This is a genomic window from Stenomitos rutilans (genome assembly GCF_059505485.1).
Genome location: NZ_JCACKR010000031.1, coordinates 66,256 through 91,521, shown reverse-complemented (window position 1 = coordinate 91,521; position 25,266 = coordinate 66,256). Strand labels below are relative to the sequence as shown.

Genomic DNA, 25,266 nt, shown 5'->3' with positions numbered 1-25,266 from the left:
ATCGCGCGCAGCAGCCAATCTCCATGAACCCATACCCAAAACAGCTCATTACATCCAAAGCGCTTTAATCCCTTTCGTTGGCAGAGACTCAGTGGACAAAGGAGAGCCTAATCCACAGGGCGTAGTGCAATTAAAGCTAGATTCGGCGGTGGCTCGATCATCCACTATCTGAGCATTTGTCACAGTCTCAGGGCATCGATCCTCTGCTGAAGCATCTGTCTGTGCCGATTCCTGCATGGCAACAAGGGTTTTTTGTTGCCAAACCATAATATCCTCAAAACTTTTCCACGTGGGAGAAAACGGTGGGATCGCCACACTGCAAGCTGTCCACTCACCCTGAACGGCTACGTTAAGCTGCTGGCAATGCCCTCCACGTCGTCCTTCCGGCTCATAGTAACGACAGCGCCGACAAACGGACGTTTGAGAATGAGAGGTTTTCATAAAAGGAGAGATCTGAAAATGTTATTAAACTCATTCTGAAGTCAACCATTTCTCTAAACTTGGACTTTAAAGCTCTAAAGACTTGATGCTGCGCCTATTTAAGCGATCTGAAGCACAAACAGTCTTTTAGATTGTCTTCATTTTTATGAAATCAAGAGCAACATCTTTAACAGTGGCTTCGCACCAAATGCTTTACAGAGGTCTGTATTGGCCGCAAAAAATGCAGGGATCAAGCCAATTCGCCTTTAGTGTTCTACTTTAAGCAGCAGGTTGCTTGACTACATTAACGAGGCAAACCGTCAGTTAACTACCATAAATCCGAGAACTTGTCATCTGCTTTAAGAGGATGACAGAAAAGTTTCAAAGACTCTTCATTGCCCACTCAATCCTCCAATGCTAGAAGGCTTAAACGTTAAGATGCCCCTGGCATTAAGGGTTAAAGGTGCGGTTTGAGCAGGCACTTATAGCGTTTGAGACATCCTCTAACTGCAACAAAGCTTGATTTAATCTGCTGCAAAAAGCGCAGCCCCGGTTCAAGAAACCGCCTTCGCCAACAGAACCTTAACTAACATCTTGCACCACTTGCAACAAACGCCGTGCAATAGATTGTGGGCTAATGGTACTAAGTCCACCTCAGTGGACTGAAAGCCATCTAGGCGAATCGTTGGTCCACTACCCTTCGGGAAGGCAAAGCCTACAGTGAACTTGACGTACCCCTATTAGCTCGTTCGCAGCGCGTTTCCGTAGCTTTAGCTTCCCGCAGCATGATTTTTAGCTCAGGGTGAGTCAATGCGATCGCCGAGAAGCTTGGAAGATGCCTTCTTGAGAATGGTGCAAGCTCTAAGTTAACCAGGTTCTCTGAGTGATTTATCCATTCATTGTGAGTTAGAAAGGATTACGATGTTGGTGAGCGTTGACTCCTACCATTGTTTCGCTGCGCAAAGAGAGCACATTGACCAGCGCTTTAGTTCGCCAGGTGGCGAGGGGCACTGGCACCGAGGACAACAGGGCATATTTTCGGCACGCGATCGCATGAGAGCACGCCAATGCTGAAAGGCCAGCAGCGGATCGGTGAGTGTCTCAGGCCGTTGCGGCCCAACCGACCGAGTTGTCTTAGCTACACGGCTGGGGTGCTGCTGCCAGAGTTGGGCTTGTAAATCAGTGTTGAACGTCGATCGAGGGGATTCTTGCCATTGCGCGCTGGAAAACCGAATATCAACCAGAGACAACGAAAGAATGGCATTCAGCTTGGTCAAAATACGTTGACGCTCAAACACCAAATTTTGGGACCAGGCAGAGCTTGACGTTGCCACTCGCAGCACGTCGTTGTAGATCGAGAGTGGCCGTGTCTGCACAGCGACAATTGGGCCAACCGCTTCAACCCAGGCTCGGAGCAGCCGCTGGGACTGATGCTGGCCGTGTGATCGGTAGCGATCGTCCAACTGACCCAGAACGTGATCGATAGATTTAAAGGACATAGCATCAATAAAACCATGAAAGAGGTGCAGGAGCGCGTAAAAAAGTGTATAACGTTAGCTCAGCATCTGGCTCAAAAAATGGTCGATCAGTAATGCTGGACGGCAAAGCATCTACTACTATTTAAGGGCAGGTTTAGTCAGGCATGTTGCCCCGCGAGTCAGTGATGACAAACGGCTACACCACGGCAAGCTTAGTCCGCTGGTTTAAAATTCAGTTTATTGAGTTCGCGATCGTCAAGCGGTTCCGCTTCACACACCAGGTTTAATCAGCGTCTTCGTAGGAGGTGCGTAATGCGTCAAAGTTCCAGAGTCGAACCATCGAACCCATCATCTCCAGTCGTTGGGCTGCATCCCCTGCTTAGTCACGCTTTGGCGAATTTAGATATTCAGCTAGAAGATGAGTTAGTGCGGTATAGACGGCAGCGAACCGGGGTCAAACGCACAGCATCTCAGGCTGGCCGCAAACAGCCCCTGCAGCAGCTTGATTTAATTGCAGTGGCAGCAACGGGCACCCAAACTGATGTGGCCCCTCAGCCCGCACCAGCACTGGAAGAACGCCTAGCTGGTGTCGCTAAGCCACCGATCGCGCCAGATGCCTATAAGCCCATACCTGCATTCACCGCTCAATCACAACCGCTGGAAGCACCGATCGCTGTAAGGACAGGCGACCACCCACTGGCTCACCCCAATGCGGCCGAAACCGCCGCACGAGCCGCAGATGCAGACAATGTGCATGCCCTCGCTCAAGCAAATGCTCGTAACCTGGACGATTATCTAGAATCTTCGGAGGAGTTGCTTCGCAGTCTTGCCGATGAGCAGGCCGAAGTTCAGGCCGAGCGAAGCTTCATGCAAAGCTTACTCACCCCACTGGGGTTAGGTTCAATGCTGCTGCTGCTGCTCTCTAGCGCGATGTTTGGCTACGTTATTATGAATCCTTCGAGCCTCAGTTGGCTAGCCGTGCAGCATCGTGGCACCGATTCATCTCCAGGGCAGACTACAGGCACAGCAGCCATAGCACCTCAACCAGATTTAGCCAAGCGTGAACTTCCAGAGCTGAACTTAAACAATCTCGGCACTGTGAACGTTAGCCCTGGCACTGCTGCTTCGCCCAGATCAGTTAAACCTAGCAACAAACCAGCGATCGCAACGGCCAAACCATTAGGCAGCAGTCCATCCACCGCCAATCAACCCAACATTGGTCAGTCCAGCAACGAAGCCTCGTCCACACCAGCCCAAGCGCCCATCGCAACCGCGCCATCTAGCCCTAGCAGACCCTCTTCTATGCTGCCTGCAAGACCACAGCAAGCCGCTATTCCCCGGTTACTCCCCAGCAGAGCACCGGCCCTCCCTAGCCGTCCGGCTCCTAGCAGTGCACCAGCAAGTAATGGCGATTCAAGCTCCTACCAATACAAAGTAGGTATTCCCTTTGAAAACGACCAAACCCTGGAAAATGCCCGCAAAGTCGTGCCTGATGCCTTTGTGCGCACCCTACCCGACGGCAGAACGATCGTTCAGGTTGGTGCAGCCCGCAGCGAGTCTGAAGTGAAGTCGAGTATCGAAGGACTCCGCGATCGGGGACTCCCATCTGCCGAAGTCTATAAACGGTAGGACGTAGGAACCGAAAAGGTACGGTAGGATTGAAGGACGTTTTCAGTTCAAGGTGAGAGCTTTTGAGCTTGGCGGCCTCACTGAAGCTTGAAAACGTCGCTGAGTCAGACTCAAAACTCAACTTGAACGATCTTCAACCTTGACCTATCACCGGAGAGCATCATGGGACTTTTCGATCGAATCATGCGGGTGATTCGTGCCAACCTAAACAGCTTGGTGAGCGGTGCTGAAGATCCAGAGAAAATTCTGGAACAAGCGGTGATGGATATGCAGGAGGAGTTAATCCAACTGCGGCAGGCTGTCGCGCAGGCGATCGCGACCCAAAAGCGCACCGAGCGACAGTGTTCTCAGGCGCAAACGACGGCAGATGAATGGTATCGTCGGGCGCAACTGGCACTGCAAAAAGGCGATGAAGGCTTGGCACGCGAAGCCCTCACGCGCCGCAAATCCTACCAGGATACCGCTGAGGCTATGCGATCGCAGATTGAGCAGCAGTCCACCATCGTGACGCAACTCCGGCAAAACATGATGAAACTGGAAAGCAAAATCTCCGAGGCCAAAACCAAGAAAGATTTGTATATTGCCAGAGCGCGATCAGCGAAAGCCTCTCAGCAAATTAACGATATGATGGGGCGGGTAGGCACTGGAGGCGCGATCGCAGCTTTTGAGCGCATGGAAGAAAAAGTGTTGCAGCTCGAAGCCCAATCCGAAGCCGTCGCTGAACTAGGGACTGACGATCTGGAGAAGCGCATTGCAGCCCTTGGTGAAGCCGATGAAGTTGAAGCCGAACTCGCTGCCATGAGAAATCAGATGACAGGAGGCCCTTCAGCCGCACAGTTGCCAGGCGGCCCAACGCCAGCCAGCGACGCTGATCAAGAACTTGAAACACTACGTCAGCAAATTAGAGAACCTTAAGATTAGCGGCAATTAGCTGGCAGAGCGGTTGTGCTCTAGAGGCTGTCATCAATTACTCATACACATGACTTGCAGCAAGGGTTCCAGCCCCTAGCCTTGTTTATGAGGACGGGCGCGGTAAGGCTAATACTCAAGGTTTTTGAGCTTCATTAATGACGCGCCCTGAGTGTTTGATCAATATCGCATCTTACAGGCGCTTAAACGATCGTGTGTCAACCCACTCTGTTATGGGCATCCTAAAGGCAGATTAGTGCTGAAGGAAAGGGAATGCACATGGTGGCAGTGAGTACAAAGTATCGGTTGGTGACGAGAAGTGACTTTGATGGGCTTGTCTGTGCCGTTCTACTGAAGGAACTGGACATTATTGACGACATCAAATTTGTCCATCCCAAAGATATGCAAGACGGCAAAATTGAGATTACAGAAAACGACATTACAACCAATCTGCCCTACGTTGAAACGGCGCACTTAGTCTTTGATCATCACTCTAGCGAAACAATCCGCAATCAACGTCCCAAGCAAAACTACATTATCGATCCCAACGCCCCCTCTGCCGCTAGAGTTGTCTATGAACATTTTGGTGGGCAGCAGCAATTTCCCAACCTTTCAACGCAGATGATGACCGCTGTTGATAAGGCAGATTCAGCTCAATTTTCAGCAGAAGAAATCCTTAATCCAACGGATTGGACATTACTGAATTTTTTGATGGATGCCAGGACAGGGCTAGGACGTTTCAAAGAATTTCGAGTCTCAAACTACACCTTAATGATGCAGTTGATTGAAAGCTGTAAAACGCAGTCGATCAACGAAATTCTTGCCTTACCCGATGTCCAAGAACGAGTCAATTTGTACTTTGAACAAGAATCCCGCTTCAAGGCACAAATTCAAGCCTGTGCCACCGTGCATAATAATCTCGTTGTCCTTGATCTACGGAACGAGGAAGTCATTTACGCAGGCAATCGCTTCATGATCTATGCCCTTTTTCCACAATGCAATATCTCGATTCATCTGATGTGGGGACGTCAACAGCAAAACACTGTGTTTGCGACCGGAAAATCCATTTTCAACCGCACTTCCAACACCAACATTGGTGCACTCATGCTGAAGTATGGCGGCGGCGGACATGCAAACGCAGGCACCTGCCAAGTAGACAATGATCAGGCAGAAGACACGCTAAAAGAGCTGGTGGCTCAAATTACAGCAGACGGCTAACCAGATTAACTCTTTAGCGTCGGGACATCACTCGCGATCGACGACTCTTTCAATGTTCCTTCTGCATGAGAAGAGTCAAGATGCGCGATCGCGTCTGGCGTACGCGTGGGTATGCCATCACCCTTGTTTGGCGGACTCTCTGAATGGCTGTGCAACCGTGCTGCCAATGCGCCTCTAGACGAACGCACGGCAACGAGAATATCTTTCACGACGACAGCGCTGGGTACGGCGACGATCACACCCAACAGCCCACCCACACGAGCACCTGTCAAAATGGAAACAAAGATCCAGACGGGGTTCAGCCCTGTAACGCTGCCTAAAACGCGCGGTGCCACCAGATTTTCTAAGATCTGCTGCACAATCAGCGAGGCAGCTAGCACCTTTACGCCCAGGCCAATATCACGCAAGGCAACGAGCAACGTGACGAGCGCAATGCCTACAGAACCGCCAAAGGGGACAAGCGCCATCGTGCCGATCGTCAACCCAAACAGCAACCCAAACGGCACTGCCAACCATAAGAAGATCAGGGTCAGAATCGACCCCATACAGGTTGAGAGAATAAACTGGCTCAAAAAGTAGTTTTGAAAGCTGAGTCGCAGCGTTTCCGAAAACGGCTTTTGGACTTTAATTGGCAACCATCCAACCAGGCTATCCCAAAGCAAGTCGCCATTTTGTAAGAGATAAAACGTCAGTACCAGGGTTAGCAGCACATCCAAAAGGCTGGTCACCGTAAAAACAGCCACGCTCAATGCCTGAGCCGCAATGAGTTGCAGTTGGCTCTTGAGGCGATCGTTCACCTGTTCCGCAAGCAGGCTTAAATCAAGCGGCAAGTTTGTACCCTCAAGCTGCTGGTTTAACAGAGTAAGCTGTCGTTGCCCAGAGTCAAACCATTCTGGTAGTCGTGCGACCAACTGACGAGCCTGATCCAACGCACTTGGCAGCAGCGTAATGCCACCCGCCAGCAAGATCGATAGCGCCAGCAAGAAAACCACGATCGCCGCTCTCCCACGGGGCATACCCTGTCGCTGCATCACGCTGACAGGATAGTTGAGAAGAAAAGCAATGAGCGACGCTGCTACCAGAATGACAATCAAAGAATGGAAGTAATCTGCGATCGCCGAAACCGCCCAACCATTCAGCACCAGTAGTGGAGCGGCCAACATCACTAGCAGCGCCTTTGCCACAGGGGACAAGGTTTCCCACCACAGCCGCAAACGCCCTTTATGCACATCATGAGCTTCAGTTTGGTGTTCCGACATGGGCACCCGTTGTTCTTGACCCTACAGCTTCTACCCTACACCCTGCTCTCTACTGGCACCCCTACCGATAGTTAGTAAATTGCAGCGCGACAGGTAGTTCTTCCTGCTTCAAGCGTTGCATGACCGCCTGTAGGTCATCTTTTGACTTGGCGCTGACACGCACGGCATCGCCTTGAATGGATCCCTGCACTTTATTGAACTCATCTCGAATGAGCTTAGTAATTTTTTTCGCGATCTCCTGACTGATGCCCTTGCGCAAGGTGATTTCTTGTCGCACCCGGTTGCCACTCGATGATTCAACCTTGCCGTAGTCAAAAATCTTCAGCGACAGATTGCGCTTAGCCGCTTTCATTTGCAGCAGGGTATGAATCGCATCCAGGGTAAATTCGCTGTCAGTACTGACTGTAATCGTGGTTTCGCCCAGCTCAAGGGTTGTTTTGGTATCTTTAAGGTCGTAACGGCTCTGAATCTCTCGCGTGGTTTGATCGATCGCATTCACGAGTTCTTGTCGATCGAACTCACTTACGACATCAAAAGAAAAGGATGCAGCCATAGGGGGTTAGACTCTAATCGTTGGATTCAAACGTTGGATGCAAAACGTGCTGGATTTAAAGTGGGGTTTCGCTTGCTGCCTGAGTCCCTTAGTCTATAACCTACCGTCCATTGTCTCAAGTCCACCTCCAATCGTCGTGGCACTGATCGTCGCAGTACTTAAACAGACGTGTCCAAATTATCTGCCCACCGCTTGTCCCACCAGGGAACTCTGCCAAACTCTAAACGATGGCTAACACGTGCAGCAGTTTGTGTCAGCGGTTATGTTACCGTTTGCGGTTTACTGTGGTGGCAACAGCAACACTTAATCTTCTGGCCGTCGCACAAGCTGGAACATACACCGAGTCTTTACAACCTTCGCTATCAAGACGTTTGGCTACCAATCACAGCTAGCAATGGCAGTATTGAGCGGATTCATGGCTGGTGGATTCCAGCGGCACAAGCAAAGGCTCCAGTGCTACTGTACTTTCACCACAATGCCATCAATATTGGAGCCAACGTGAGTCAGGCTCAAAAATTCCAGCAGTTAGGCTGTTCAGTGTTGCTAATTGACTATCGCGGCTTTGGGCTAAGTGAAGGCAGCTTTCCAACAGAGTCACAACTGTATGAAGATGCTCAAGCGGCCTGGGTTTACTTGACGCGCGATCGCCAGGTGCCAGCAAAACAAATTTTTATTTATGGTCATTCAGTGGGTGGAGCCGTTGCCATTGACTTGGCTACCAAACATCCAGAGGCAGGCGCACTTATTGTGCAAAGCTCCTTCACTAGCCTACGCGATATGACTAAGCGTTTTGGGCTGTTCTGGGTGTTGCCGATTGACCTGATTTTGCGTCAGCGCTTTGATTCCTTACAGAAAATTAAATCACTCAGAATGCCACTTCTGATCATTCACGGTACGGCTGACCCACAAATTCCAGCCGCAATGGGCCAAGCGTTGTATGACGCTGCTCCTGATCCGAAGCAGATTCTGATCATTCCCAAAGCTGGGCATGACAACAATATGTCCGATCAGTACTACCAAGTGGTCAAGCAATTTATTGCAGCCATGTAGCAGACAACCAGTAAGCAAAAATTAAAGAGCTATGCTCCTCCGCAAGCGTGATGCTCAGCCTGATACTTCTTGCTACATTATTTGTAGTTTAGTGCCGATTTGCTTACACAAAAATGTGACAAATGTAAAGCATTTTCGCTTCGTTTGTCGCCGCAAACTGGTTTGAACGCTAAGCTAGAGACACAAAGCACTGACAGGAGTACCAGTCATGTTTAAGGCGATCGCCGCTTTCAGTACGGTGATGATTCTGACCAGCGCAGCCTTGCCGACATTTGCCCAAACCAAACCAATGGGTTCAGCCGCCGCTCTTGATGGTCTTCAAGAGCGGTCTGTGGCGAGACCTTCCTCAAACGCACCCGTTTCTTCCTCTCCTCAGCGAAGTACTGATGTTCCTGCTGGCAGTGAGAAAGGGTTTCAGTTAAACCAAAAGGTGCAGTTCGTCATCAGCCCAGAGCGCGGTACGAGTCAGGTTGGTGTTTACCCGGCCGACGACCCCTCGTCAGGCAATAGAGTGCAGGTGCTTTATCAGCTTAATCAGCAGTAAGTCCATTCTATACAGTGGTTCTTGATGGTTAAGCCCCAGTTCTTTGAGAACGGATATGGGGTTTAGGGCTTCGACGTGAGCGCTCAGCCGAATGGTGTTGGGTGTGGTGAACGCACGTAAAACGGCTGTAGGTGAAGCGTAAAACGCATTAAAAAGTGTGTTGCCTCTGGAATTGTGATCCACAGAGACAATGTGCTGTTGCCTACAATCTTTGCTTAATTTCACATGTCTTAACTTTGACCAAAGGCTCGGAAGTTTAAGCGAGTACGTTTGATGACGTGCCTGATATTTGATTAAAACCTCTGAGGTTTGCGTCAGTTCTATTTCAGCTTTTGCTTGATAAACGCAAGGATTTGCGTCATCTGTCGCTTCAGACCGTCAATTTCGGCCTGCATTTTGGCAATCTTTTCATTCAATGCCTGCACATCGTCTGAGGGGGCTGCCGCCGCCCCTGATGCTGCTGGAGCAGATGCGACCATTGCGGGACGACGCTTGGCTTTTGCCATAGCGGTTTTGATGGCATCAATGAGTTCCTTCTGGTCAAAGGGCTTCTGGACAAACTCGAAATACTCAAACGGCTCTTGAAGCTTTTCCGTCACTTCTTCCTTGCGGCCAGACATCAGTACTAGCGGAATGGCCTGCAAGTCTTGCTGGATCTGAATCTGCTGATACACCTCCCAACCGCTGAGCCGAGGCAGCAAGAAATCTAACATGATCAGGTTGGGACGCTCTTGGCGGATCAGGTTAAGCCCCTGAACGCCATCTTTTGCCTCCAGGACTTCAAAGTTACCCTTTGGCAACATGTCTCGAACCATGTTGCGGATGACGTTGCTGTCATCAATGACCAGGATCTTGTGACTTGCCACTACTGAACTCCTCTGGTAGAGACTGCAAGGTTAGCGAGTAAGGTGAAAGGTCGCATTGACGATGACACGGCTCAATCTCGCTGAGAGGATGAAACTCTAAGCTAAAGCCCTGGTCAATAAACCAAGGATGGAGACTTAGATAGTAACAACTAAACGACGAGCTGTACTCAAGATTAGACGGTAATCCTGCCGCAGCACGATCTAGTTTAGCCTCAACAGAGCAGAATTGCGTCTGTTAAAGCCGTGACCCGATCGCAAACTGACAGCCGATCTTCTCTAAATCCTTGAGAGGCATCCTTTAGAATTTGAGAAAGCGATGCTGTGTTCATCGTAGTGTGCCCAACTTTATGTCGGCTGAAACAACCTCTTTTGATTCTGTGTCGTCCCATCGCCCTTTAGTGAGTGAAGGACTTCCAGAATGGCTAAAACGTCCAGTCGGTAAAGCAAGTGAGCTTTCAACCGTACAGCGGATTATTAAACAGCGTCAAATTCATACGATCTGTGAGGAGGGGCGCTGTCCCAACCGAGGTGAATGTTATGCCCAAAAAACTGCGACCTTCTTGTTGATGGGGCCAACCTGTACCCGATCGTGCGGCTTTTGCCAGGTGGATAAGGGGCACGCGCCCATGCCTCTTGACCCAGAGGAGCCGCAGAAAGTAGCAGAATCTGTCAGCCTCCTGGGATTGCGCTACGTGGTACTCACGTCCGTTACCCGCGATGATTTGCCTGATCAGGGCGCACGGTGGTTTGCCCAGACGATCGCCGCGATTCGCCAGCACAATCCCAAAGCGCAAATCGAAGTGTTGACTCCAGATTTCTGGGGGGGACGAGAAGGGGGTACCCCTGATGATCTGCAAAAGGCGCGAGTGGCAACGGTTGTGCAGGCACATCCCGCTTGCTATAACCACAACCTGGAAACAGTGAGACGGCTTCAGGAGCCAGTACGACGTGGTGCCAAATACGAGCGATCGCTGCGGGTGCTGAAGTTGGTCAAGGCTCTAAATCCTACAATGCCAACTAAATCAGGGTTGATGTTGGGGTTGGGTGAAACGGAAGCAGAGGTGCTAGAGGCATTGGCTGACTTACGTGCCGCTGGCTGCGATCGCCTCACGTTGGGGCAATACATGCGCCCATCGTTAGAGCATTTGCCTGTGCACAAGTATTGGACACCGATGGAGTTCGATCGGCTGGGAGCGCTAGCCCGTGCGATAGGATTTGCCCATGTGCGATCAGGCCCGTTAGTCCGTAGCTCCTACCATGCAGGAGAAGCCAACTGACGTTGAGGGTGCGGGGAAAGTCGTCGCGCGCTGCAATTGCTCGCTCAAACGTACAGGTTTATCTCTTTAGGTACTACTGCATCCTGACTCTCGGACGTTAAGATTCGTCCAGTGATATTACCAATGTGCGACATTCTTTGGTATTTCTTAAACAGTTGATCTCTAAGGAGTCTCTTTATGACTGCACAGGCTAAGAAACAAGGACCACCTGTCACCAAAACAGGAAATCCTCCCTATCCCTTCCGTACTTTTTGGGCGCTACTGCTGCTGGGAATCAATTTTCTGGTAGCCGCGATCTACGGAGGCTATTTAAATATTTAGCGTGTGCGGCTTCGTTTGTAGCTTGCTCTGAGTTTTTTGTAATTGTGAATTGGGGCTTAAAACCAAAGTGAATGTGAAGTGACTTTGTTTTAGCGCCAGCCGCGTCAATGACGAATTGTAGGCTACAAACGAAGCACCATCAATGGGCTTCAAAGGGTTCCTCTAAAAATGCCCTGAGGGCGAAAGAGCAACACTAGTAACATAATGACCAGAGCGACACCAAGCTTGTACTCGGTTGGTAGCCAGTAGGTGCTCACTTCTTGGGCAATGCCGATGATGATCGCGCCTGCGATCGCTCCATAGGGATTGCCAATGCCGCCCAGAATGACGGCTGCGAACAATGGCAAGATGAGAAACCAGCCCATGTTGGGGCGTACCGCTTCGACTAAACCCAACATGCTGCCGCTGAGCGCCGTTAAGCCACCTGCAATCATCCACGTCCAAATGACAACGCGATCAACGTTAATACCTGTGACACGGGCTAGATCGATGTCATCTGCCACGGCTCGCATCGCTTTGCCAATCCGCGTGTTTTGCAACAGATAGTGTAGTGCCGCGATCGCCACAACTGCCAGCACAGTCACGACAATATCGTAATAGGCAATGCGTAACCCAAATATCGGTAGCGCTTCAGAAACGGGCAGGTTATAGCTCTGGTTGCCGCCACCCCAAACCAGAATGATGCCGTTCCGTAGAAAGAGCGCTAGCCCGATCGAAATGATTACCAGCGTCGTGGAACTGGCTCGTCGCACACGCATCGGTGACCAAATCACCTTTTCGCTCACCAGCACAGCAACCACAGTCATGGCTGCTCCTACTAGCATGGCTAGCCAAATATTGACCCCGGCAGTATTGACCACCAGTGTTAGGTAAGCGCCCAGAGTCATAAAGTCACCGTGGGCAAAGTTAGAAAGGCGTAGAATGCCGTAGGTCAGTGTCAAGCCGATCGCGGCTAGGGCAATAATGCTGCCGACCGCTAGACCATTAACCACCAGTTGAGCAAGTTGAAGATCCATCAGCATTTGTTGAGGCGATCGCTTTTGATTGTGCAGGATAACAGCAACCTTTGGGAAGCGCACGACCCTCTATTTTCTGCTGAGCCTGACTTGCCGCGAGGATTCAGAAGTCAGGAGCCAGAAGTCAGAATGGCTTGCCTCTCCTAACGTTTAGCTCCTGACTATTTATCTGTAACTCACTGCTGTGGACGTTTTGCAGCGGCTATTTTTTCTTCTTTTTCTTGCCCTTTGGCGCTTTAGGCTGAGCCGCTTTGCTAAAGCCTTGAGGTTTGGGTGGTTTCAGTGCGTCGAGTTTTTCGATGATTTGCCGTATTTCATCCAGTCCAGGTGGCATCTTCGGCTTCAGCGCTTCAGGGGCAAAGTCTGACTCTTGCTTGAGTCCCAGTTCGACCTGGATGGAAGCCCAGGTGCCTACCATAAATTCATCGACGGCTTCAGCCGCAAACGCTTGCTCAATGAGCGGTGCTGCTTCGACTGCCTTTAAATCGAGCAAGTCACCAATCAGAATCGTGTTGAGATCGACATCGTTTTCAGCAAACGCCTCTAGCTGCTGTAGCATCGGCGCAACGCAAGCATCACGGTTCTCTGGGTGCGATCGTGCGATGTCTAGCAGGCAGTCAACAGCTGTATTGCGTCCCCAGGTTTCGTGTGAGGTATCGGTCAGGTAATCTACTAGTGTTGGAATGGCGGCTGGCCCCAGCATGGCGTACACTTTGGGCATTTCTTCGGTGACCCAGTCGCTATCATGCTCTGCAAAAAGCTGAGTTAGTGGAGCGATCGCCGCTTCGGCATGCAGTTGCCCTAGTGCTCGCCAAGCGTGAATGGGTGCCCAAACCTCTAGCCGATCGCTTTCTAGCTCCCAAAGCGTGCGATCGGTTGCCATGCGAATGAGTTCCGACACATCGTCTGCCGTCAGGCCAACGGTTTCAGGATAATTGTGCCAATCACGTAAATCCATCTCATGGCAATCCCCATAGGTCAGCAGCTTTGCCACCGGATTGCTGTAAGTGTTAAGGCTCATAAAATCATTAGCTTGCGTTCTCGCTGACTCGCTTGCATTTTAGACCTGCAATGTCCTAGGGCATGCTTTAAAACCCTCGAAAGCCTCCCACCCCCAATTCTGGAGGCTTCCAAACAGGCTTCAAAGTCCCCCAAGATTGGGGGCTTAAAGCCCTTTGGGCATACAAGAAAAGGGAGCAGAAGCTTCAGCAACGAAGCGATTAGGAGCTCTAAAACACAGCCTAGCTAGCAGATGAGTTTTCCTAGTGACTTCTTACGACTAGTACACTGTATATCAAAATCATGCGCAGTTTTCAGGTTCAGGACGGCAAGCAGCCGTAACTGTGAAGGCATAGAGCTAAAGCTTTTAGACCTTCAACTCTATGCCTCCTTTTGTGGGATTAACCTTGTGTAGAGCAACCCTCAATTATGCGTGTGATGAAGGAGCTTTGTGAAGAAGAATTTCAAAAGCCCCCTTCTCACAATCGCAGTAAGAACCGTCCCAGGGCTATATATGATCCTTCAGGTGCGCTTACTGATTTGAGTTGTAACAAACCTTCGCCTTACCAAAGTGCACGCACGCCGCCATTAGAGGGTTGTTGCTGTGAAGTATCACCTGACGTACTTGACCCTGAATTTGTGTCAGATTGCGTGCTTGGTTGAGGAGACGATTGGTAGCTCCCTTGAGGTGCTGTCTGATTTTGTTGCGTGGTCGAGCCGTTGCCTTGGTTTTGCTCGACTTGCTGGCTGGAATTGCCACCTGTAGTTGCGCCTGGTTGGTTTGCGCCTGGTTGGTTAACACTTGGCTGATTGCTGCTATCAGGCGATGTATTGACGCGGTTAGGATTGCTCTGGTCGCGTCCTTCTACACGGTCAGCATTGGGTGGATTGGTCGATGGGTCAGGATTGGTGGGGGCTGCACCGTTCTGTCCACCCGTTCGATCGTTGTTTTGCTGTGTAGTTGAACTGCTGCTGGGGACCCGATTCAAGTCCTCTCCACCGTTGGTAGTGCCAGCGTCTCTACCGCCTGGATTGGTTGGCTTAACCGTTGAAGGCACGTCTTGACTTGTATTTGCGGGAGACTGCTGTGAAAAGCCGGGAAGGCCAATCAAAACGCTCAAACTGGTGACACTTAAGATACCAGTCGCTTTCACGAGTAGAGTTCTAACGTTGGTTCTGTTCATTTGTTTCTCCTATGGGCTTTATCTAAAACACGCGATCGGCTACTTCAGGCGTTTAACCAAACGCTTACCACCTACATTCGTGGCACCTTTTGACACAAGCAACCGAAGTCCGGTCGCACATCTGAGCAAGTAATTAACGGTTGTTCCTTACTTGCTAAAGGTTAAAAGTCCTTGCACACTTATTTCTCTGTCTTAGGGATAAGTCCCTACTGCGTCGATCGAGGTAAAAGAGTATGCCAAAAAAAGTTTACTGAAGGCTCCACGCCGCGAGCGCGATGCAGCCCCACCCAACTAAAAACGCCGTTCCTCCGAGGGGTGTAATGGCACCTAACCATTTGATACCTGTGAGGCTGAGCGCATAGAGGCTACCAGAGAAAATGGCCGTACCAGCAATAAAGGCATATCCTGCAACGCTTAGTGTTGTCGGTGCGCTTTCGGCTCGGCTTAAAAGTACGGCCACCAAAAACAGCGCTAGGGCGTGATACATCTGGTAACGAGCAGCCGTTTCAAAGATGTCCAGGGCACGTTCTGTCAAACGCTCTTTCAACGCATGGGAGGCAAAGGCTCCAGCAGCAACGGCAAGCCCTGCGAGTACAGCCGCAATGGTCAGAAAGACGCGAGTTAAAAGCATTTTGGGCCTCGAAAAGGGTGAGGGGTGAGGAGTGAGTGGTCAGGGGTCAGCATGCTGCATGCAGTTGTTTTTCTGCCTTCTTAATTTTCGATCACCATAACAACGGCACCGATCGACTCCAGTTGCTTTTTGCATTGTTGTGCGATCGCATCACTCACGCCTGTTTGCAGGGGTATTGGTGCCGCTTCCACCAAATCTTTGGCTTCTTTGAGTCCTATTCCAGTCAGTTCTCGCACAATTTTGATGGCAGCAATTTTGTGTACACCTGGTACAGCCTCTAAGATGACATCAAAGGTACCCTGAGCAGAAAGCGGTAGACTGGCGGCTCGCTGTTGAGGCAAGACCGCTCTCGGTTGCATGGTGCTGATGCTCACCGCAGCGCCGATCGCCTCTAGTTGTTCTTTGCACTGTTGTGCAACCGCTTCACTAACACTTGTTGTCAGCGGTGTCGGTGCTGCTTCTACCAAGTCCTTCACGTCTTTGTAGCCTAGTCCAGTCAGTTCGCGCACCACCTTCATGGCAGCAATTTTGTGCACGTCTGGTACAGCTTCTAAAATGACATCAAAGTGGCCGTAAGCAGCGATCGGCTGACCAGGGATAACCCGCTTCGCTTTCGGCTGAGTGTTGCTGTTGCCAGGAAGGTTTACGCCGCCAAGATTGAAGCGGTGAAACATATTACCTTCGTCATCCACATCAAAGTTGGCGCTAAACTCTCTGGCTCGTTCATCCAAGTATGCCTTCGCCAATTCGCCCGTGAGTCCTGTTTCCATCGCAAAACTCAGGGGCGTAATGCGTCCGTCTCCCTGCTTGAGCAGTTTGAAGAATATAGACTGGAGGCGATCATGCTCTTCCCGAGCACTTCGACGCCGACCGCTCAGAACCAGCCAACTACCTAGCGCGCTAGGCGGTATTCCAAATAGGCAGAGTGCTGCTGTAATATCTCCCTTGTCAGTCGTTTTTGGGTTCGCTAACTCAGCCACCGCAAGAAGGACGATCGGGACACCAATGCCTAGCAATACACCCGCCGCTAATTTCGTAATGAGCTTCATAGACCCAAGACCAGACCTAATGATGCCGCGATCTTAGCTTTTAGAAAGTCTAAAGTCTAAAGTATGAATGCTAAAAAATTATCCTTTAGACTTTATCCTTCATTCTTTTTCCCGTGTGACTTCCAATAGGCGCGAGAAGTAGAAGCTCGTTTTGGTCATCGCATTGCGCTGCACTGTCCAGCCTTGGCTTTCGAGAATTTTCACGACATCGGCTTCGCGGTGCAGGTAGGCGCGAGTGGCTTTGCTGGGGCCAGGAAAGAAATCGCCAATCTTTTTTAGCAAGCTATAGGCAAGGGTCTTGGGTGCAAAGCTGAGGATGAGGCGTGACTCTGCTAACGAACCGAGGTGAGAAATCATCGCGGCGGCTTTGTCTTGAGGATAATGGATCAGCACATCCAGGCAGACGACAGTGTGATAGTGACCGCTTAACGTCTCCAAATCCTGTACTGCAAAGGTTGGATTAGTAGATTGTCCCAGTGTTGCCTGGGCGCGTTCCTTCGCTTCGCCCACCATCTTCTCAGAAATGTCGCTGGCAAAAACCGTTGCGCCTGCTTCTGCCAGCGGAATGCTGAGACTGCCGACCCCACAGCCTGCATCGCAAATCGACAGTTGCGCCAGGTTGCCGTCTGCCTGCAACCAACTCAGTACTGTATCAACGGTTTGCTGGTGTCCTGTACGAATGTCGAGCTGTACTTTGTTAACTTCACCATCGCCATAGATTCTGCGCCAGCGATCGAACCCAGTGGCATTAAAGTACTCACGAACAACAGTCTTATCGTCAACAGCAGGCATAGGTTTGGCTTACATGATTTTGCTCACAGCTTCATCCTATTACTGTGCGGGACGGAAACCAAGAGGGGAGTAGGGAGTGGGTAGTGGAGAGGCATGATTTTCTCCTAACGTTCCAGCATCATGCGCTCAACGAGCGATCGCCAAATGCGATCAGGAAGCAACGTGTGTAGCAGTAGAAAAAGCTCACCATGCGGGGAATACCGGAGGCGATCGCTGCGATCGGTAGCTGCTCGATAAATCGCTTTGGCAACGCTGTCTGGTTCTGGCAAGGTGTCGTTAATTCGAGTCATAAATTGCTTCACCTGATTGATCATCTGGTTATATTCAGGATGAATCGCCCAATTAACGCCCTGGTGGATGAAGTTTGTTTTGATGCCACCCGGTTCGATCAGCTTGACTCGAATGCCAAAGGGCTTTAGCTCAAAACGCATGGACTCAGAAAGCCCCTCTACTGCCCATTTTGTCCCGTGATAGGAGGCTGTCATCGGAAACCCAATGCGACCGCCAATGGAGGCAACGTTGATGATGGTGCCATGCCGCTGCTGTCGAAAGAGAGGCAGAACTGCTTGCATTGTAGAAACTAATCCAAACACATTTGTTTGAAACTGTTGCTGCAATTGCTCAGAGGTCACGCCTTCTAGTGGTCCCATCAAGGCGTAACCAGCGTTATTCACTAGCACATCAATGCGTCCAAACTGCCTGAGCGTCTCCTGTATTGCTGTCTCTACCGTGTCTGGTTTTGTAAGATCTAGTGGGGGACAAATGACCTTTGGATCTGTTGCCCAATGACCCGCTTTTGCTGGTGAACGCATCGTAGCGGAGACACGCCACCTTTTTTGGAGAAAATACTTTGCGGTTGCTTCCCCAATACCACTAGAAGCACCTGTAATTAAAACTGTATTGGTCATCCGAGTTTGACTCCAAATGTGATGGCATAGGTAACGGGATTGGCGTACTCAGCAATGTGAAAAATTTTGCTGTCTCGTAGTTCAAATTTGAACAGGTAAACGTTTTTGTACGGCGCACTGGTAGCAGTGACAAAATCGCCGATCGCTTCAAAAAACACAGTATTGTTATCATTCGCAACACTGATTGTTGGGTTGGTAAACCGCACTTGCGCCATATGCGTAAACACCTGCTGAAGATAACTAAGCACAGCATCCTCGCCGTCAAACTGCACTTCAGGGATAGCGCTACCATTAAAGGTCAGCGGTTGTACTAAAGAGACTTGAGCATCAAGCAATGCAGATAGTCCATCCAGATCTTTTTGCTGAACGGCATCTAGAAAGCGTTCAACGATCGACTGATTCATGGCACTGTCATTCCCACAAGAGAAAGTTTTTGATTACCAAAACCATAACCTGTGGAGTATACTCCACAGTCAAGTGGGTGCTAGACGCTTTAGGGAGTGACAATGTTAATCGGCGAGTTGGCAAAGAAAACAGGGCTATCAAAGGACACTGTCCGCTTTTATGAAAAGCTAGGGTTGATTGAGGCGACAACTCGACAGGCTGGCACGAGAGCGTATCTGGAGTTCAGTCCAGAAATGTTAGAGCGGCTTGTTCTCATCACGCAGGGAAAATCGCTAGGATTCACACTCAACGAGATTAAACATTTGATTGAAACGTGGGGAACGGTTTCGATGCCGATGACTGAAAAGCTGAATGTAATCGATCGCAAGCTCGACGAGATTACAGCGAAAATGCAGCAACTTGAAGAAATTAAGTCCTACTTGACTGCCAAGCGTAACCGAATCACTCAAGAATCAGGTGATGATCAGTAGGGACATGGAATTGCCGTGCTCTTGCTTCATAATCTTTGCCAGATGAGTTCTCCATCGTCTGACTGATGCCATCGCAGAAGGTTGGCGGGTTGTCCGATGTAGTCAGTAGGCAAGCCGATCACGCGACGAGGAGCAATGGTAGCAAGGGCGATCGCCTGTTCGGCATTGCAAATACCCCATTTCACCAGATTTTGCGCTCCAACCAGGAGCGATAGCGTTGTCCCAGATAGAGTGCCATCGGGTAAATGAGCCGTCCCGTGTTTGACTTCGATCTGGCGTGTATCCCAGGGGTAGATACCATCGGGTAATCCTAACGGGGAGAGGGCATCGCTGACCAGGAAAACACCGCGATCGTACTCGCTCGATCGCAGCAGAATATCCATCATGGTGGGTGAAACGTGACGACCATCGGCAATCAGTCCACAGGAGACGTTGGGATGGACGATCGCTGCGCCCAGCAAGCCCGGTTCACGATGATGCAGTCCCGGCATGGCATTGAAGGCGTGTGTCACCATCGTTGCGCCCTGGTCAAAGGCTTGCTGTGCTTGAGTTGCCGTTGCTTGCGAATGTCCCAAACTGACAGTAATGCCGAGCGATCGCAAATACGGAATCACCGTGCCCGTCGTATCGAGTTCGGGAGCCAAAGTCATCACTTTAACAATGCTGGCATAGTCACCGAGGATGCGCTTGATGGTATCGATCGTCAGTGGTAGCAGATGTTCAGCGGGATGTGCGCCACGTTTTGCAGGGTTAAGGCAGGGGCCTTCGAGGTGAACGCCGAGGCTTTGGGAGGAGTTTTGAGTTCTAAGTTTTGAGTTTTGAGTTAAGACATTGCTGACAGTAGAGAGCGATCGCTGGATGTTTTCGATAGAGGTGGTGACGATCGTGGGTAGAAAGCCATCCACGCCTTGCTGCCAGAGGAATTGGGCGATCGCTTCCAGTTTGTCGCTGTTGTCTGCATTCAAGTCGGGAAAGGCGAGACCTAACGCGCCGTTAATTTGCAAATCGATACCGCCGAGTGAGAGCCAATCGCCTGCAATGTCAATTTGTTCAGCATCGAAGGATTGTGGCGAGGTCATTGGAGGCATAGGCGCGATCGCTTGAATCGTCTGTTGTTTGATCGAGATTTGCTGTAGCCCGACATAACCAGGTAAACGGGCATTGAGCAGTTCAAGCTGTTGGTAAGCCATAAGAAGGCACCGATGGCGGGTCAAGCACAGGTTGCCTGATAGCCAGGGAAGATGTCAACAAATTGTTTGACATTAAACAGTTTGTAGTGTAATAATAAATTCATCGACAGTTTAGATAAATACTAAGCGAACGCCGATAATCTTATCTCTGACCACTATCAGGAGGTTGACCATGAAACGCTTCATTCTTGCTGGTTTAACCACATTGGCTCTCTGTGCTGCAATGGTTTCGACGGCAAATGCTGATCCAACGGCTTACAACCCGTACCCTGCTGTTAACGCTGCAAACGATCGCGTTCCCCCATCTGATCTTGTTTCAATGGCGCAACGGGGCTACTTGAAGCCGCAAGGTATTCCGGGCTATCTCGGCTTGGCTTCGGCTTATACACTGGGTCAAATTGGTGCGAAAGAAGTGGTACAAGGCGCAGTAACGGCTCAATTGCTGCCTGCTGAAGCCGTGAATGACCAGGGTTATCTAAACCTGGTGGATGCTCAACTGCAATCGCAGGTTAGAGTGCGCTAAAGAAAACAGACCGCCGATTTCTTCAAGAAATCAGCGGTCTAAGAGAAATCGGCGGTTTAACCACCTGCGTTGACCGCGCCAGAGTGTCTTAGCCATTCAGAGAAGGAAAGCATGGCTGCGTCTTTTGACGTTGCAGCAAAATCAACATCACACCCGCCTTCCCCAATAAAGCGAAAGAGCGGTACTCCTTGTGACCAAACTTGAGCCAGGGCATTGAGGGGTATCGATGTCGCACTGCATTTACGCCCTGTAGCGTTGCTCCAAGCTGTTGCCATTTCGTCCATTGTGATCGCATCGCCAACAATTTCAATTGCCTGACCAAGATAGGTCTGAGGCTTAGAAAAGGCTGACGCAGCAACTTTAGCAATATCGATGACAGAAACCATCTGAAGTTTACGATCGAGCGGAAATGGAATGGACAGGCTCAATTGATCAGCCTCTAAACGTACTGGGAAATAGGTCGTTAAATTCTCCATGAAAAACACAGGACGCAAGATGGTTGCAGGCAGTGATAGCTCCGCAATGCGTTCTTCAATGGCTCGTTTTGAACCTAATCCGACGAGACCTTTGGCGCGATCGATGACAGCAGACGCATAGATAAAATGCTGTACTTGTGTTGTCCAGGCAGCATCAGCAACCGCAATGCCCCAGCGTGCTTGACCAACATCTCCCGCTGTAGTGAGAGCCGGTTGAACGCTGTAAACCCCATAGGCATTTTCTAACGCCTTAACGAGTGAGGCAAAATCATCAAAGTCAGCCGTCACAAGCTCGGCACCCAGTTCTGCAAGTGCCTGGGCTTTTGCAGTTGTGGCATCGCGCGCGATCGCCCGAACGCGCCATCCCTCCTGTAAAAGCTGTTTAGCAACTGCATTTCCTTGGGTTCCAGTGGCACCAAACACAGCAATGATCTTGTCAGAGTTCATCAGAATTACTCCACTGACGTGTTGACATCCAGTAGCGTAAGTTGATAAGAACTAAGAAACAAGTACGCACTTTTTAGTAACCATGCTTTATGGTCAACTCAACAGAAAAGCGAATGGCCGACCTCTTTGCCGAAGCTTGTCCATCTCGTCACTTACTCACGCTGATTGCTGACAAGTGGAGCCTGCTGATCATGTTTGCCTTAAAAGACAAACCACGTCGCAACAATGAACTGCTTCGACAAATCGAGGGCATTTCTCAAAAGATGTTGACGCAAACGCTACGAAGTTTAGAGGGTTACGGCTTGGTGAAGCGTCAGGCGTTTCAGGTCGTGCCGCCGCATGTGGAGTATGAGCTGACACCGTTGGGGCAGTCACTCGGCAAAGCGCTCAAGTCTTTGGATCAGTGGCTGGTTGAGAACACCGATCAGGTGATGATTGCACGCGCTGAGTTGGTTGATGAAGCACACGTTCCGCTTGAACTCAAGCACTGATGGCTGACGACAACTCAGACCTCTGATTTCTTGAAGAAATCGGAGGTCTTGTTTGAGCCTGATTTGCTAGGCTGGGCAAACGGTGCAACCGTCGCGATCGTCCTGAGAACGTCTATGAGATTGCCTGTGAAAAGACGCGGTTTGCTGGCAGTGGCGATCGCGCTCTCCCTTTTGATCTGTCACTATGGACAAAGTTGCTCCTCATCCATTGCCATGACTGCCCCCAACCAAACCCCCAGCCAAACATTTGCCTATCCTCAGCCCCACCCGGCGAATCAGGTCGATGACTATCACGGTACAAAGGTCGCTGACCCGTATCGCTGGCTTGAAGATCCCGATTCTGATGAAACAAAAGCCTGGGTTGAAGCTGAGAACAAAGTGACGCTTGGACTGTTGGAAACTATTCCAGCGCGCGATCGACTCAAGCAGCGCCTCACCGAACTGTGGAACTACGAAAAATACGGCATTCCCTTTAAGCAAGGCGACCGTTACTTTTATTTCAAAAACGACGGCTTGCAAAACCAGAGCGTTCTCTACACGCTCAAGTCTCTGGACGATGAACCTGTTGTGTTGCTTGACCCCAACACCCTTTCTGAAGATGGCACTGTGGCGCTATCAGGATTAGCCGTAAGTGAAAACGGACAACACCTCGCCTATGGCTTGTCTACTTCTGGATCTGATTGGCAAGAGTGGAAGGTGCGCGAGGTAGAGGGCGGGAACGATTTGGACGATCGTGTGCAGTGGGTCAAGTTTTCTGGCGCAGCGTGGACGCATGACGGCAAGGGCTTTTTCTACTCCCGCTACGACGAGCCCAACGAAAAATCGAAGCTTGAAGACGTTAACTATTTTCAGAAGCTTTACTACCATCGCCTCGGCACACCGCAAAGCGACGATACCCTGATTTACGAACGCCCTGATCAGAAAGATTGGGGTTTCGGTGGGGGCGTGAGTGAAGATGGACGCTTCTTAATCATTTCCGTCTGGCTAGGCACCGATCCACGCAATCTGGTGTTCTACAAGGATCTGTCCGCTCCGAATGCGCCGATCGTTGAACTCATCAACACCTTTGAAGCCAGCTATAACTTCATCGACAACGAGGGCGATCGCTTCTGGTTCAGCACCGATCTGGAGGCACCGCGCAGTCGCGTGATTGCGATTGATACGAAACAGCCCGATCGCAACCACTGGCAAGAAGTCATTCCCCAGGTCGCCGAGACTCTCGAAGGCGTGGGCATTCTCAACAACCAGTTTGTCGCCTCTTACCTGAAAGATGCCCACAGCCAGGTGAAGCTCTTTGACCTGAACGGCACACCCATTCGTGAAGTCGAATTTCCCGGACTTGGTTCGGTTGGCGGTTTTGGCGGCAAACGGCACGATACAGAAACCTTCTACAGCTTTACCAGCTTCACCACACCTCCTACCATTTATCGCTACGACCTGGTCAAAAACGAACGTCGCCTCTTCCGCAAACCAAACGTAGACTTCAACCCGGACAACTACGAGACAAAGCAAGTCTTCTACGCCAGCAAAGATGGCACGCAAATTCCCATGTTCATCGTTCACAAAAAGGGACTGGTGCTGGATGGGACGAATCCCACGTATCTTTACGGCTACGGTGGCTTTGGCGTTTCCCTCACGCCCAGCTTTTCCGTGAGCGCTCTCGTCTGGTTAGAAAGGGGCGGCATTTTCGCGCAGCCAAACCTTCGTGGCGGTGGTGAATATGGTGAAGACTGGCATCAGGCAGGCACCAAGCTGAAGAAGCAAAATGTGTTTGATGATTTTATCGCGGCGGCAGAGTGGTTGATTGACCACAAGTATACGTCGCCGAAAAAACTGGCGATCGCAGGCGGCAGTAATGGCGGTTTGCTCGTCGGTGCCTGCATGACCCAACGCCCCGATCTCTTTGGTGCAGCGTTACCCGCTGTTGGTGTGCTGGATATGCTGCGGTTCCACAAGTTCACGATCGGCTGGGCCTGGATTTCCGAATACGGCACACCCGAAGATGCCGACGAGTTCAAAGCACTCTACGCCTACTCGCCATTGCACAGCCTCAAACCGGGCACGACCTATCCTGCGACGCTCATTACGACGGCTGACCACGACGATCGCGTCGTTCCCGCCCACAGCTTCAAGTTTGCTGCCGCTCTGCAAACCGCACACAAAGGCGAAGCCCCTGTCATGATCCGCATTGAAACCAAAGCAGGACATGGCGCAGGCAAACCCACTGCCAAAATCATTGAAGAAAGCGCCGACAAATGGGCATTTTTGGTGAAGGTATTGGCGCTTCCTGAGTGACACAAACCTCGGAGGTTTGACTAGCCGTTGAGTCTATAACCAAGCTTGACACTTAAACTTCCGAGGTTCTGGCAAGCGGTTTTGCAGTACGATCGTCCCAAGATGGTTAGCGGTCGATCGCGCACTTACCATGCTGTACCTAGAGCAGGCACCAAATTGTGAGCGAAATATATCTGGCAGATTTTAATGCGTGGATTGCTCAAACAACTCAATTGCTACAAGAGCAGCGCTGGCAAGATGTTGACTTAAAGCACCTCATCGAAGAGGTTGAAGACTTGGGCAAGAGTGAACAACGAGCCATTGCCAGTCAACTCATACCGATTTAAAGAATGACGGCTACAGATCAATCGGTGGGTAGGGGCAAGGCAATGCCTTGCCCCTACAGGATGTGTCGCATTTTCAATTCAAATTGGTATCACTCGTCTTTTACTACATCTGCTCAAGTGGCAATATCAACCGCAACGTCGATCGGATAGTTGGCTAGATTCCATCACGGATGCTCGGACTCAAATTGCACTGGCGATCGAAGACAGCCTTAGCCTCAATGACTATCCCGCAGAACAACTCGAAGCGAGCTACCAACGTGCCCGTCGCCAAGCCGCGAAGCAGACTAGTATCGAGCTTTCGTTTTTTCCAAGTACCTGCCCCTATGCGATCGAGCTAGCATTGGCAGAAGACTGGCTACCAGAGGATGAGTAACCAGCGGGCAGAACGCCTCGCAGAATATGTCCGATCGCTCGGCCTTGATCCAGACAATCTGCCAGAGTAGGAAGGGGCGATCGCATTTCACCCGCAGCTTTAAATACAATCATTGAGAAAAGCGCCGATAAATGGGCGTTTTTGGTGAAGGTGTTGGCGATCGCAAA

Annotated in this window: 29 protein-coding genes; 13 read left to right on the top strand and 16 right to left on the bottom strand. The window is 50.5% G+C overall.

Going from position 1 to position 25,266, the window contains the following annotated elements; all coding sequences use genetic code 11:
• Positions 1-48: 48 nt before the first annotated feature.
• Entirely contained in the window at positions 49-441 is a 393-nt protein-coding gene (locus AC5JLP_RS04860) for a hypothetical protein (protein ID WP_496066783.1), read from the bottom strand.
• A 920-nt stretch (positions 442-1,361) separates the two neighbouring features.
• Positions 1,362-1,919, bottom strand: coding sequence for a DciA family protein (locus tag AC5JLP_RS04855; RefSeq protein WP_496066782.1), 558 nt, complete (start codon positions 1,917-1,919; stop codon positions 1,362-1,364).
• Between the two features lie 291 nt (positions 1,920-2,210).
• Here AC5JLP_RS04855 and AC5JLP_RS04850 point away from each other — a divergent pair, with 291 nt between their 5' ends.
• The 3 genes from AC5JLP_RS04850 to AC5JLP_RS04840 all read left to right on the top strand — a co-directional run bounded on the left by AC5JLP_RS04850 (position 2,211) and on the right by AC5JLP_RS04840 (position 5,654).
• Entirely contained in the window at positions 2,211-3,527 is a 1,317-nt protein-coding gene (locus tag AC5JLP_RS04850) for a hypothetical protein (protein ID WP_496066781.1), read from the top strand.
• Positions 3,528-3,689: 162 nt separating this feature from the next.
• The gene (locus tag AC5JLP_RS04845) at positions 3,690-4,442 is read left to right on the top strand and encodes a PspA/IM30 family protein (protein WP_496066780.1); all 753 of its coding nucleotides are present in this window, start codon (positions 3,690-3,692) and stop codon (positions 4,440-4,442) included.
• Positions 4,443-4,715: 273 nt separating this feature from the next.
• On the top strand, positions 4,716-5,654 hold the full coding sequence (locus AC5JLP_RS04840; RefSeq protein ID WP_496066779.1) for a hypothetical protein: 939 nt from the start codon (positions 4,716-4,718) through the stop codon (positions 5,652-5,654).
• A gap of 5 nt (positions 5,655-5,659) precedes the next feature.
• On the opposite strand, the gene AC5JLP_RS04835 is transcribed toward AC5JLP_RS04840, so the two are convergent.
• Together AC5JLP_RS04835 and AC5JLP_RS04830 are read right to left on the bottom strand one after the other, a co-directional pair.
• Complete coding sequence (locus tag AC5JLP_RS04835) at positions 5,660-6,913, bottom strand: AI-2E family transporter (protein ID WP_496066778.1); 1,254 nt, start codon at positions 6,911-6,913, stop codon at positions 5,660-5,662.
• Between the two features lie 61 nt (positions 6,914-6,974).
• Complete coding sequence (locus AC5JLP_RS04830) at positions 6,975-7,466, bottom strand: YajQ family cyclic di-GMP-binding protein (protein WP_496066777.1); 492 nt, start codon at positions 7,464-7,466, stop codon at positions 6,975-6,977.
• A gap of 168 nt (positions 7,467-7,634) precedes the next feature.
• Between AC5JLP_RS04830 and AC5JLP_RS04825 the strand changes: the two genes are divergently transcribed.
• Positions 7,635-8,516: an alpha/beta hydrolase gene (locus AC5JLP_RS04825; RefSeq protein WP_496066776.1), complete on the top strand. Its 882-nt coding sequence runs from the start codon at positions 7,635-7,637 to the stop codon at positions 8,514-8,516.
• A 208-nt stretch (positions 8,517-8,724) separates the two neighbouring features.
• Positions 8,725-9,060, top strand: coding sequence for a hypothetical protein (locus AC5JLP_RS04820; RefSeq protein WP_496066775.1), 336 nt, complete (start codon positions 8,725-8,727; stop codon positions 9,058-9,060).
• A 320-nt stretch (positions 9,061-9,380) separates the two neighbouring features.
• On the opposite strand, the gene AC5JLP_RS04815 is transcribed toward AC5JLP_RS04820, so the two are convergent.
• A complete protein-coding gene (locus AC5JLP_RS04815) occupies positions 9,381-9,926 on the bottom strand; it encodes a response regulator (protein ID WP_496066774.1) in 546 nt (181 codons plus the stop codon).
• Positions 9,927-10,273: 347 nt separating this feature from the next.
• On the opposite strand from AC5JLP_RS04815, the gene lipA reads away from it, so the two are divergent.
• Together lipA and AC5JLP_RS04805 are read left to right on the top strand one after the other, a co-directional pair.
• Positions 10,274-11,203: a lipoyl synthase gene (gene lipA, locus AC5JLP_RS04810; RefSeq protein WP_496066773.1), complete on the top strand. Its 930-nt coding sequence runs from the start codon at positions 10,274-10,276 to the stop codon at positions 11,201-11,203.
• 177 nt (positions 11,204-11,380) lie between these two features.
• The gene (locus AC5JLP_RS04805) at positions 11,381-11,524 is read left to right on the top strand and encodes a photosystem I protein PsaX (RefSeq protein WP_496066772.1); all 144 of its coding nucleotides are present in this window, start codon (positions 11,381-11,383) and stop codon (positions 11,522-11,524) included.
• 149 nt (positions 11,525-11,673) lie between these two features.
• Here AC5JLP_RS04805 and AC5JLP_RS04800 read toward each other — a convergent pair whose 3' ends face one another.
• The 8 genes from AC5JLP_RS04800 to AC5JLP_RS04765 form a co-directional block, all read right to left on the bottom strand.
• A complete protein-coding gene (locus AC5JLP_RS04800; RefSeq protein WP_496066771.1) occupies positions 11,674-12,603 on the bottom strand; it encodes a branched-chain amino acid ABC transporter permease in 930 nt (309 codons plus the stop codon).
• Positions 12,604-12,742: 139 nt separating this feature from the next.
• A complete protein-coding gene (locus tag AC5JLP_RS04795) occupies positions 12,743-13,561 on the bottom strand; it encodes a hypothetical protein (protein ID WP_496066770.1) in 819 nt (272 codons plus the stop codon).
• Positions 13,562-14,102: 541 nt separating this feature from the next.
• Positions 14,103-14,723, bottom strand: a complete 621-nt coding sequence (locus AC5JLP_RS04790) for a hypothetical protein (protein ID WP_496066769.1) — start codon at positions 14,721-14,723, stop codon at positions 14,103-14,105.
• A gap of 247 nt (positions 14,724-14,970) precedes the next feature.
• Positions 14,971-15,354, bottom strand: coding sequence for a DUF423 domain-containing protein (locus AC5JLP_RS04785; protein ID WP_496066768.1), 384 nt, complete (start codon positions 15,352-15,354; stop codon positions 14,971-14,973).
• Positions 15,355-15,434: 80 nt separating this feature from the next.
• Positions 15,435-16,403: a ribosomal protein L7/L12 gene (locus AC5JLP_RS04780; protein ID WP_496066767.1), complete on the bottom strand. Its 969-nt coding sequence runs from the start codon at positions 16,401-16,403 to the stop codon at positions 15,435-15,437.
• A 99-nt stretch (positions 16,404-16,502) separates the two neighbouring features.
• Positions 16,503-17,195 (bottom strand): magnesium protoporphyrin IX methyltransferase, encoded by a 693-nt coding sequence (bchM, locus tag AC5JLP_RS04775; protein WP_496066766.1) that lies wholly within the window; start codon positions 17,193-17,195, stop codon positions 16,503-16,505.
• A 104-nt stretch (positions 17,196-17,299) separates the two neighbouring features.
• Positions 17,300-18,103, bottom strand: a complete 804-nt coding sequence (locus tag AC5JLP_RS04770; RefSeq protein ID WP_496066765.1) for an SDR family oxidoreductase — start codon at positions 18,101-18,103, stop codon at positions 17,300-17,302.
• Entirely contained in the window at positions 18,100-18,507 is a 408-nt protein-coding gene (locus AC5JLP_RS04765) for a nuclear transport factor 2 family protein (protein ID WP_496066764.1), read from the bottom strand. Before AC5JLP_RS04765 ends, AC5JLP_RS04770 begins: the two co-directional genes overlap by 4 nt.
• A gap of 102 nt (positions 18,508-18,609) precedes the next feature.
• Between AC5JLP_RS04765 and AC5JLP_RS04760 the strand changes: the two genes are divergently transcribed.
• Positions 18,610-18,978 (top strand): MerR family transcriptional regulator, encoded by a 369-nt coding sequence (locus tag AC5JLP_RS04760; RefSeq protein WP_496066763.1) that lies wholly within the window; start codon positions 18,610-18,612, stop codon positions 18,976-18,978.
• A 26-nt stretch (positions 18,979-19,004) separates the two neighbouring features.
• Here AC5JLP_RS04760 and nagA read toward each other — a convergent pair whose 3' ends face one another.
• Positions 19,005-20,168 carry an N-acetylglucosamine-6-phosphate deacetylase gene (nagA, locus tag AC5JLP_RS04755; RefSeq protein ID WP_496066762.1) on the bottom strand — a complete coding sequence of 388 codons (1,164 nt, stop codon included), beginning with the start codon at positions 20,166-20,168 and terminating at the stop codon, positions 19,005-19,007.
• A 172-nt stretch (positions 20,169-20,340) separates the two neighbouring features.
• Here nagA and AC5JLP_RS04750 point away from each other — a divergent pair, with 172 nt between their 5' ends.
• Positions 20,341-20,691, top strand: coding sequence for a hypothetical protein (locus tag AC5JLP_RS04750; RefSeq protein WP_496066761.1), 351 nt, complete (start codon positions 20,341-20,343; stop codon positions 20,689-20,691).
• A 56-nt stretch (positions 20,692-20,747) separates the two neighbouring features.
• Here AC5JLP_RS04750 and AC5JLP_RS04745 read toward each other — a convergent pair whose 3' ends face one another.
• Positions 20,748-21,614: an NmrA/HSCARG family protein gene (locus tag AC5JLP_RS04745; protein WP_496066760.1), complete on the bottom strand. Its 867-nt coding sequence runs from the start codon at positions 21,612-21,614 to the stop codon at positions 20,748-20,750.
• An 89-nt stretch (positions 21,615-21,703) separates the two neighbouring features.
• Between AC5JLP_RS04745 and AC5JLP_RS04740 the strand changes: the two genes are divergently transcribed.
• The 4 genes from AC5JLP_RS04740 to AC5JLP_RS04725 all read left to right on the top strand — a co-directional run bounded on the left by AC5JLP_RS04740 (position 21,704) and on the right by AC5JLP_RS04725 (position 25,099).
• Positions 21,704-22,105, top strand: coding sequence for a winged helix-turn-helix transcriptional regulator (locus AC5JLP_RS04740; protein ID WP_496066759.1), 402 nt, complete (start codon positions 21,704-21,706; stop codon positions 22,103-22,105).
• A gap of 30 nt (positions 22,106-22,135) precedes the next feature.
• Complete coding sequence (locus tag AC5JLP_RS04735) at positions 22,136-24,400, top strand: prolyl oligopeptidase family serine peptidase (RefSeq protein WP_496066758.1); 2,265 nt, start codon at positions 22,136-22,138, stop codon at positions 24,398-24,400.
• A 158-nt stretch (positions 24,401-24,558) separates the two neighbouring features.
• The gene (locus tag AC5JLP_RS04730) at positions 24,559-24,726 is read left to right on the top strand and encodes a DUF29 family protein (protein ID WP_496066757.1); all 168 of its coding nucleotides are present in this window, start codon (positions 24,559-24,561) and stop codon (positions 24,724-24,726) included.
• A 16-nt stretch (positions 24,727-24,742) separates the two neighbouring features.
• On the top strand, positions 24,743-25,099 hold the full coding sequence (locus AC5JLP_RS04725) for a DUF29 domain-containing protein (RefSeq protein WP_496066805.1): 357 nt from the start codon (positions 24,743-24,745) through the stop codon (positions 25,097-25,099).
• Here the strand turns inward: AC5JLP_RS04725 and AC5JLP_RS04720 are convergent.
• Entirely contained in the window at positions 25,048-25,212 is a 165-nt protein-coding gene (locus AC5JLP_RS04720) for a hypothetical protein (RefSeq protein ID WP_496066756.1), read from the bottom strand. The genes AC5JLP_RS04725 and AC5JLP_RS04720 overlap by 52 nt on opposite strands.
• Between the last annotated feature and the right edge of the window lie 54 nt (positions 25,213-25,266).